We start from the raw sequence: 7,179 nt of genomic DNA on the forward strand, positions 1-7,179 counted from the left end.
CTGCTGCGGGCGGCGCGCCGCCGCGAGCGCCGCGTCGGCATCGCCTTGCAGCGCATGCAGGAAGGCCATCGCGACAGCCGCCTGCGCGCCGATCACCGCGCCTTGCGCCAGCCAGCGGGCGTCCTCGGCGGTTTGCGCCAGCAGTTGCACGGCATGGAGATAGAAGAACTTGCCCGTTTCCGTGAGCTTCAACGGGCGCGAGTTGCGCTCGAACAGTTGCACTCCGAGTGTCTCTTCGAGTTGCTGTATCTGCCGGCTCAAAGGCGGTTGGGCCATGTGAAGGCGCTGGGCCGCTCTCGTGAAATTGCGCTCTTCGGCTACCGCTACGAAGTAGCGCAGATGCCGGAGTTCCATCTCGATACCTCCTTGATATAGCTCGATACTAAATCAGTGTTGGACGGGCCTTTCCGACTGGACTTATTCTGTTTTTACGCTCTGTTCAACGCCCGATTATACCTTTCAGGCATTCTGCAACTGCGTTGAAACAGGGGTTAACCCCCACCATAAGCACAAAAGATTCTGGAGAAGACAATGACGAAAGTTTTCGCTACGAAAGAAGCGCAAGACCTGTTGAAGGCTGCTGCCAACGTTGAGAGCCAGAGCGGCAATGCTCGCGCCAAACAGATTGTCGGCCGCCTGCTGAGCGATTTATTCAAGGCAATCGACGACCTCGATATGACACCCGATGAAATCTGGGCCGGCGTCAATTATTTCAACAAGCTTGGTCAGGATGGCGAAGCGGCGTTGCTCGCCGCTGGCCTCGGCATTGAAAAGTATCTCGACATGCGCATGGATGCTGCGGACAGGGAAGCCGAGATCAACGGGGGCACGCCGCGTACCATTGAAGGCCCGCTCTATGTCGCCGGTGCGCCAGTGCACGACGGGGTATCCAAGATCGACAGCGACCCCGATCAGGAAGCGGGCCCTCTGGTCATTCGTGGCACCGTGACCGGTCTGGATGGCAAGCCCGTTGCAAATGCGATTGTCGAGTGCTGGCACGCCAACTCTAAAGGCTTTTATTCTCACTTCGACCCGACCGGAGCGCAGAGCGACTTTAACTTGCGCGGGGCGGTGAAAACGGGTGTCGACGGCAAGTACGAGTTTCGTACGCTGATGCCGGTCGGCTACGGTTGCCCGCCGCATGGCGCGACTCAGCAACTGCTGAACGTGCTCGCGCGCCACGGCAACCGTCCGGCGCATGTGCATTTCTTCGCCGGCAGCGACAAGCACCGCAAGCTGACCACGCAAATCAATATTGAAGGCGACCCGCTGATCTGGGACGACTTTGCCTATGCAACCCGCGAGGACTTGATTGCGCATGTGGTCGAGAAGACCGGTGGCATTGCGCTCGGCCTCAAATCCGACGCATACCGGGAAATCGAGTTCAACTTTGCGTTGACGCCGCTCGTCCAGGGCAAGGACAACCAGGTCGTCCATCGTCCGCGCGTATCAGCTACGGCTTGATCGCCTGAAGCGGCTGCCCGGTATCGCTGCCGTCGCTTGATCCCCCGCAAAAATCACTGACACCGGTGCACGGCTCCATGCTCGGAGCCTGCACAGGGAGAGCCTCTATGTCCGTAATTATCGAAAAGTCCGTGCTGTTGGATGAACTGCTGCACGCCGCCGTCCAGGACGACAAGCAGACTGGTGTATTTCGCTGCCGCCGCGATATTTTTACGAATGCCGATTTGTTCGAACTGGAGATGAAACACATCTTCGAAAGCAACTGGGTGTATCTGGCGCATGAAAGTCAGATTCCCAACAATAACGATTACTACACCACATGGATTGGCCGTCAGCCAGTAGTCGTCTCGCGAGACAAGGCCGGAGAACTTCACGCGGTCATCAATGCCTGCGCTCATAAAGGCGCCATGATTTGCCGGCGCAAGCATGGCAACAAAGGCAGCTTTACGTGTCCGTTTCACGGCTGGACATTCGCCAACACCGGAAAGCTCTTGAAGGTGAAGGATGAGAAGACCACGCAATACCCCATTCAATTCAATTCGAACGGCTCGCATGACCTGAAAAAGGTACCGCGGTTTCAGAGCTACCGCGGTTTCCTGTTCGGCAGCCTCAATGCCGACGCCATGTCGCTGGAGGACCACCTCGGCGAGACCAAGGTCATCATCGACCAGATCGTGGATCAGGCGCCCCACGGGCTTGAAGTGTTGCGTGGCAATTCCTCGTACATCTATGACGGGAATTGGAAAATGCAGATGGAGAATGGATGCGATGGTTATCACGTCAGCACCGTGCACTGGAATTACGCCGCGACCATGGGCCGGCGCAAGGTCGATGGCACCAAGGCTGTCGATGCGAACGGCTGGAGCAAGTCGGTTGCCGGCGTGTACGGATTCGACAACGGTCACATCCTGCTCTGGACCAATTCGATGAACCCGGAAGTGCGCCCGGTCTATCAACAACGCGAAGAAATAAAGGCCCGGGTCGGCGGCATAAAAGCAGATTTCATCGTCAATCAAACTCGCAATCTCTGCCTGTATCCGAACGTCTTTTTAATGGACCAGTTCAGCACCCAGATTCGCGTGGTCCGTCCGTTGAGCGTTGGTCAAACTGAAGTCAGCATCTTCTGCTTTGCACCAAAAGGCGAGAGTGCAGCCGACCGCGCCACCCGCATTCGCCAATACGAGGATTTCTTCAACGTCTCGGGAATGGGCACCGCAGATGACCTCGAGGAGTTCCGCGCGTGCCAGGCCGGCTACGCAGGCACCACTGCATTGTGGAACGACCTCTCGCGCGGCGCTCCGTTGTGGGTCGATGGCCCGGACAAAAATGCGAAAAGCATGGGTCTCAACCCGCTCATCTCGGGTGAGCGCAGCGAAGACGAAGGGCTCTTTGTAACCCAGCACGAATACTGGGTAAGACTGATGCGCGATGCGCTGAAAAAGGAGCAAGGGGAGGCGGTCGTATGAGCTTCGACTACCACACCATATGCGCGTTGCTGTACCGTGAGGCGCGCCTGCTCGATGACCGCGAATGGGATGACTGGCTCGCCTGCTACACCGAGGACGTCACGTATTGGATGCCGGCGTGGGATGACGACGACCGGGTGACCGATGACCACGAGAGCCAGATCTCGCTGATGTATTACCCGGATCGCGGCGGCCTGGAAGACCGCGTGTTCCGTATCAAGACCGAACGCAGTGGTGCTTCCATGCCTGAACCGCGTACCAGTCACAACGTCGCCAATGTCGAGGTGCTGGCCGAACGTGGCAACGAAGTGGACGTGCGTTACAACTTCAACACGCTGAGTCATCGATACAAGATCACCGACTATTTTTTCGGCACCATGTTCGTCACCTTGCGCAGGGTCGGCGACGACCTGTTGATTTCCAACAAGCGAATCGTGCTGAAGAACGACTATATCCGTCAGGTGCTCGACGTGTACCACGTCTGATGGCAAGCGCCGGTAATACATTTGCAGAAAAGGAGGCAACATGCCGAGCTACAACGTGGCACTCAACTTCGAGGACGGCGTCACTCGCTTCGTCGTATGCAAGCCGGGGGAGAAAGTGCTCGATGCAGCCTTCCGCGCGAAAATCAATCTGCCGATGGATTGCTCGGACGGTGTCTGCGGGACGTGCAAGTGCCGCGCTGAGAGCGGCAGCTACGACCTTGGCGACGATTACATCGAGGACGCGCTGAGCGATGACGAGAAGGACAGCGGGCTCGTACTCACGTGTCAAATGGTCCCGGATAGCGATTGCGTGATCGCCGTGCCGGCATCTTCCACCGTCTGCAAGACCGGGAGGAGCACCTTTGCCGCGACAGTAACGAAGGTGAAACCGCATAACGACGCGGCCGTCGTTCTCGAACTGGAGGTGGAAGGTGCGGCGCCCGCGTTCCTCCCGGGTCAGTACGTCAACATCGACGTTCCTGGCAGCGGCCGACACCGCTCGTACTCGTTTTCATCGCCGCCGGGTGAATCCAGAATCAGTTTCCTGATCAAGAAGATTCCGGGAGGCGTGATGACCACCTGGCTCGAATTGGCACAACCAGGCAACAAGGTAGAGCTGACCGGGCCGCTTGGCAGCTTCTATCTGCGCGCCGTTGAGCGGCCGCTGCTATTCATTGCCGGCGGTACGGGACTGGCGCCGTTCCTGTCGATGCTGGAAGTGCTCGCGCGAGCCAACTCGCAACAACATGTTCACCTGATTTATGGCGTGACCCGAGACCTCGACCTGGTGCACGTCGACGCCATTGAGATGTACAGGAAGAAGCTGTCCAATTTCAGCTACGACACCGTTGTGGCCGATGCGGATTCAGCCCATCCCCGCAAAGGTTGGGTCACGCAGCATGTGCCGGCCGGGGCGTTGAATGATGGCGATGTCGATGTCTACCTGTGCGGCCCGCCGCCAATGGTCGACGCGGTGCGCAAGTATTTCGACGACAGCGGCGTGAAGCCTCGCAGTTTCCACTATGAGAAGTTCGCCCCCAATGCAGAACTGGAGACGGCATGACCATGAAAAGATTCAAGGGCAAGGTCATGGTCGTCACCGGCGCGGCTCAGGGCATTGGGCGCGGCGTGGCGCTGCGTGCGGCCGCCGAAGGTGCCAGGGTGCTCTTTGTTGATCGGGCCGATTTTGTAGCCGAGATCGCCGCCGAGGCCAACGACGGGGAGACGGCTGGGTTTGTAGCCGACCTCGAGACCTATGCCGGCGCAGCCGCAGCAATGGCATTTGCAGTTAAGCGATTCGGCGGGATCGACATCTTGATCAACGGAGTCGGCGGCGCGATTCGCATGCGCCCCTATGCCGAGTTCGAACCGGAGCAGATCGATGCGGAAATTCGCCGCTCGCTCATGCCTACCCTGTACACCTGCCATGCCGTATTGCCGTACTTGATCGAGCGCGGCGCCGGAACCATCGTCAATGTTTCCTCGAACGCCACGCGCGGCATACGCCGTGTCCCGTATTCGGCGGCCAAGGGCGGTGTCAACGCGATAACCCAGTCGCTCGCGATGGAGTACGCGGAGCACAACATCCGCGTTATGGCCACCGCGCCGGGCGGGACCGACGCACCCCCGCGCCGCGTCCCGCGCAACGCTGCCGGCGACAGCGAACAGGAAAAGACCTGGATGGACGAAGCGGTGCAGCAGGTCACTGAATCGACCTTTTTCAAACGATACGGCAGCCTTGAGGAACAGGTCGCGCCCATTTTGTTCCTTGCATCGGACGAGGCCGGTTATATCACCGGCACGGTGTTGCCGGTCGCAGGCGGCGACACGGGCTGATCATCGCAACTATGTGGCAATCATTTTTATCGAACTTCTCAGGTTCACGGGCACGCAACGGGACTTTCAGATGCATCCCCTTCAAACCTTCAGCCTTTGTGCCAAACCCAGCGCCGCATCGCGCCCGGCTGCTCGCGACTTCGAGTCAACCTCGGAGCCGTATAAAGTCTTCTCTATGACGATGTCGTGGTGCTCCGTTATCCCCACCATCTCGTACCACGTGGACATATAGGCGCCCTGATGTTCAGCGAATGCGCCCAGCTCGGCGCCGCGCGCTGAGATCGTTACGCCTTTGACGCCAGTCAAAAGCCCCTGTAATCCACGCTCGTCAAAAGTGAACAGAAGGTCTTTCTGGCTCACCACGTCTATCAGGTGTTTCAGCCTGTACGGGATTCCGAAGTTCCACATAGGAACGCTGAACACGATCAACTGCGCGTTACGAAATCGGTCTGCCAATGCGGTTATCGCTTCCCATACCTCGACCTCCTGGCTTGTCCGCTCCCGGCCTTCCAACGCGGCATATTTAGCGCCCAAAGCATAGCCGTCGAATTCGGGAAGTTCAGTGCTCCACACGTCGAGGGTATCGACTGTACCGTTGCTATTTGCCGCGAGCCATGCGGTGATGAATGAATCCGCGACTTCGCGCGAAGCAGAACGCAACTCCCTTGGCGACCCTATTACGTGTAAGAGGCGGGGCGCGTGGTTAGCAGATGTTTGCGTTTGATCGGACTGGTCGGTCATAGGTTGTTCCGTATGTAAAGGTGTGAGGGTTAACTCAAGAACCGTCTAGATGATGACTCAGGGCTCCTGAGCGACCTGAACCGGCATCACACTGGTACTTTTCATCAACCCGCGCGCGCAGGAGTTGCATCGCCCTGATCGAGCATTGAGCCAAGTCACTTGAGAAGATGCTAGTCCTCGATACGGACGCCGCGCCAAAATGCGACGTGTCCGGCGATCTCGCGTGCGGCGTCGAGAGGGGTTGCGTAGTACCACGCCGCGTCCGCATTCGTCTGGCCGTCTACGACTACGTCGTAATAATGTGCTTCGCCCTTCCATCCGCACGTCGAGACCTTCTCGCTCGGCTTCAGGTAATCCAGTTTCAGCGCGTGGGGTGGGAAGTACAGATTGCCTTCCACCATCTTGATCTCGTCATCGGCGGCCGATGCGATTACCGTTCCGTTCCAGGTTGCGCGTTTCATGAGCTTTTCTCGATGGTTCAGGTTAATGGGTTTCGATGTCGAACACGAGTAAGGGACGGCGGCGGCCACCCGATCAGTCTTTCAAGGGTTACGCGCCAAAGGATCCTGCTATCAACGAAAGCGCGCCCACGGTAGTCAGTGTAATCCGCATTCGCACGTACCATTGCGGAAGGTCGCCAAGCTGGCGGAAACGAAAATCTGCAATCAGGCAGGATACAAGTACTGCCGCCATCGCGAGGCAAGACAGTTGATCGTTGACGCTAAGGACGACCCAGGCGGCGATCGAGGGAACAACGCTCCATAAAATGCCAGCCGCGCGCTTGCCATTTGTTGCGAGCCATATGCCCCAGTGCACGGCGCCCACGAACGACACGATGCATGCGCCATAGCCCAACAGCGCATGCCTCATTACGTCTTGATGGTTGGCGAGCATGTGCACAAGCAGTGCTAGCCCGATAAATGGGATCGCGCCGCCGTAGCCGAGCAGTTTGGGAAGCGGCGTGTTCGCTTCGAGCGTAGTCATGACAGCTTCACCTCAGGTTGAAACGCGCCCACCTTTGAACTGTTTTGGTCCTCGTGCGTGCATTCGGTGCGACTACTGATTTTTTACGTGGGTAGGGCGTGCAACTTGCCCCGCAGTGCTTCACTCTTCCGGCAATGCATAACGATTCCGCGCGTCCGAAAGAATGCCTGTGACAGTATCCATGCTCTTGCTGTCGCCACTCA

Annotated in this window: 9 protein-coding genes; 5 read left to right on the top strand and 4 right to left on the bottom strand. The window is 58.1% G+C overall.

Features of this window, described 5'->3' with window-relative positions:
- A partial coding sequence (locus ACFFAR_RS19390; protein ID WP_375508288.1) for a LysR family transcriptional regulator occupies positions 1-354 on the bottom strand: 354 nt, incomplete at its 3' end.
- A gap of 177 nt (positions 355-531) precedes the next feature.
- Between ACFFAR_RS19390 and catA the strand changes: the two genes are divergently transcribed.
- The 5 genes from catA (at position 532) to benD (ending at position 5,251) form a co-directional block, all read left to right on the top strand.
- On the top strand, positions 532-1,464 hold the full coding sequence (catA, locus tag ACFFAR_RS19395; RefSeq protein WP_062170964.1) for a catechol 1,2-dioxygenase: 933 nt from the start codon (positions 532-534) through the stop codon (positions 1,462-1,464).
- Between the two features lie 107 nt (positions 1,465-1,571).
- Positions 1,572-2,930 carry a Rieske 2Fe-2S domain-containing protein gene (locus tag ACFFAR_RS19400; protein ID WP_375508289.1) on the top strand — a complete coding sequence of 453 codons (1,359 nt, stop codon included), beginning with the start codon at positions 1,572-1,574 and terminating at the stop codon, positions 2,928-2,930.
- Complete coding sequence (gene benB / locus ACFFAR_RS19405) at positions 2,927-3,415, top strand: benzoate 1,2-dioxygenase small subunit (RefSeq protein ID WP_174365482.1); 489 nt, start codon at positions 2,927-2,929, stop codon at positions 3,413-3,415. The genes ACFFAR_RS19400 and benB overlap by 4 nt, the downstream gene beginning before the upstream one ends.
- 40 nt (positions 3,416-3,455) lie before the next feature.
- Positions 3,456-4,478: a benzoate 1,2-dioxygenase electron transfer component BenC gene (gene benC, locus ACFFAR_RS19410; RefSeq protein WP_375508290.1), complete on the top strand. Its 1,023-nt coding sequence runs from the start codon at positions 3,456-3,458 to the stop codon at positions 4,476-4,478.
- On the top strand, positions 4,475-5,251 hold the full coding sequence (gene benD / locus ACFFAR_RS19415; RefSeq protein ID WP_375508291.1) for a benzoate diol dehydrogenase BenD: 777 nt from the start codon (positions 4,475-4,477) through the stop codon (positions 5,249-5,251). Before benC ends, benD begins: the two co-directional genes overlap by 4 nt.
- Before the next feature lie 81 nt (positions 5,252-5,332).
- Here benD and ACFFAR_RS19420 read toward each other — a convergent pair whose 3' ends face one another.
- The 3 genes from ACFFAR_RS19420 to ACFFAR_RS19430 form a co-directional block, all read right to left on the bottom strand.
- Positions 5,333-5,992: an FMN-dependent NADH-azoreductase gene (locus ACFFAR_RS19420; protein WP_375508292.1), complete on the bottom strand. Its 660-nt coding sequence runs from the start codon at positions 5,990-5,992 to the stop codon at positions 5,333-5,335.
- A 170-nt stretch (positions 5,993-6,162) separates the two neighbouring features.
- Entirely contained in the window at positions 6,163-6,453 is a 291-nt protein-coding gene (locus tag ACFFAR_RS19425) for a DUF427 domain-containing protein (RefSeq protein ID WP_062002984.1), read from the bottom strand.
- Positions 6,454-6,541: 88 nt separating this feature from the next.
- Positions 6,542-6,976, bottom strand: coding sequence for a DUF3429 domain-containing protein (locus ACFFAR_RS19430; RefSeq protein ID WP_375508293.1), 435 nt, complete (start codon positions 6,974-6,976; stop codon positions 6,542-6,544).
- Positions 6,977-7,179 lie beyond the last annotated feature (203 nt).

Source organism: uncultured Caballeronia sp. (assembly GCF_964243625.1).
Taxonomy (GTDB): domain Bacteria; phylum Pseudomonadota; class Gammaproteobacteria; order Burkholderiales; family Burkholderiaceae; genus Caballeronia.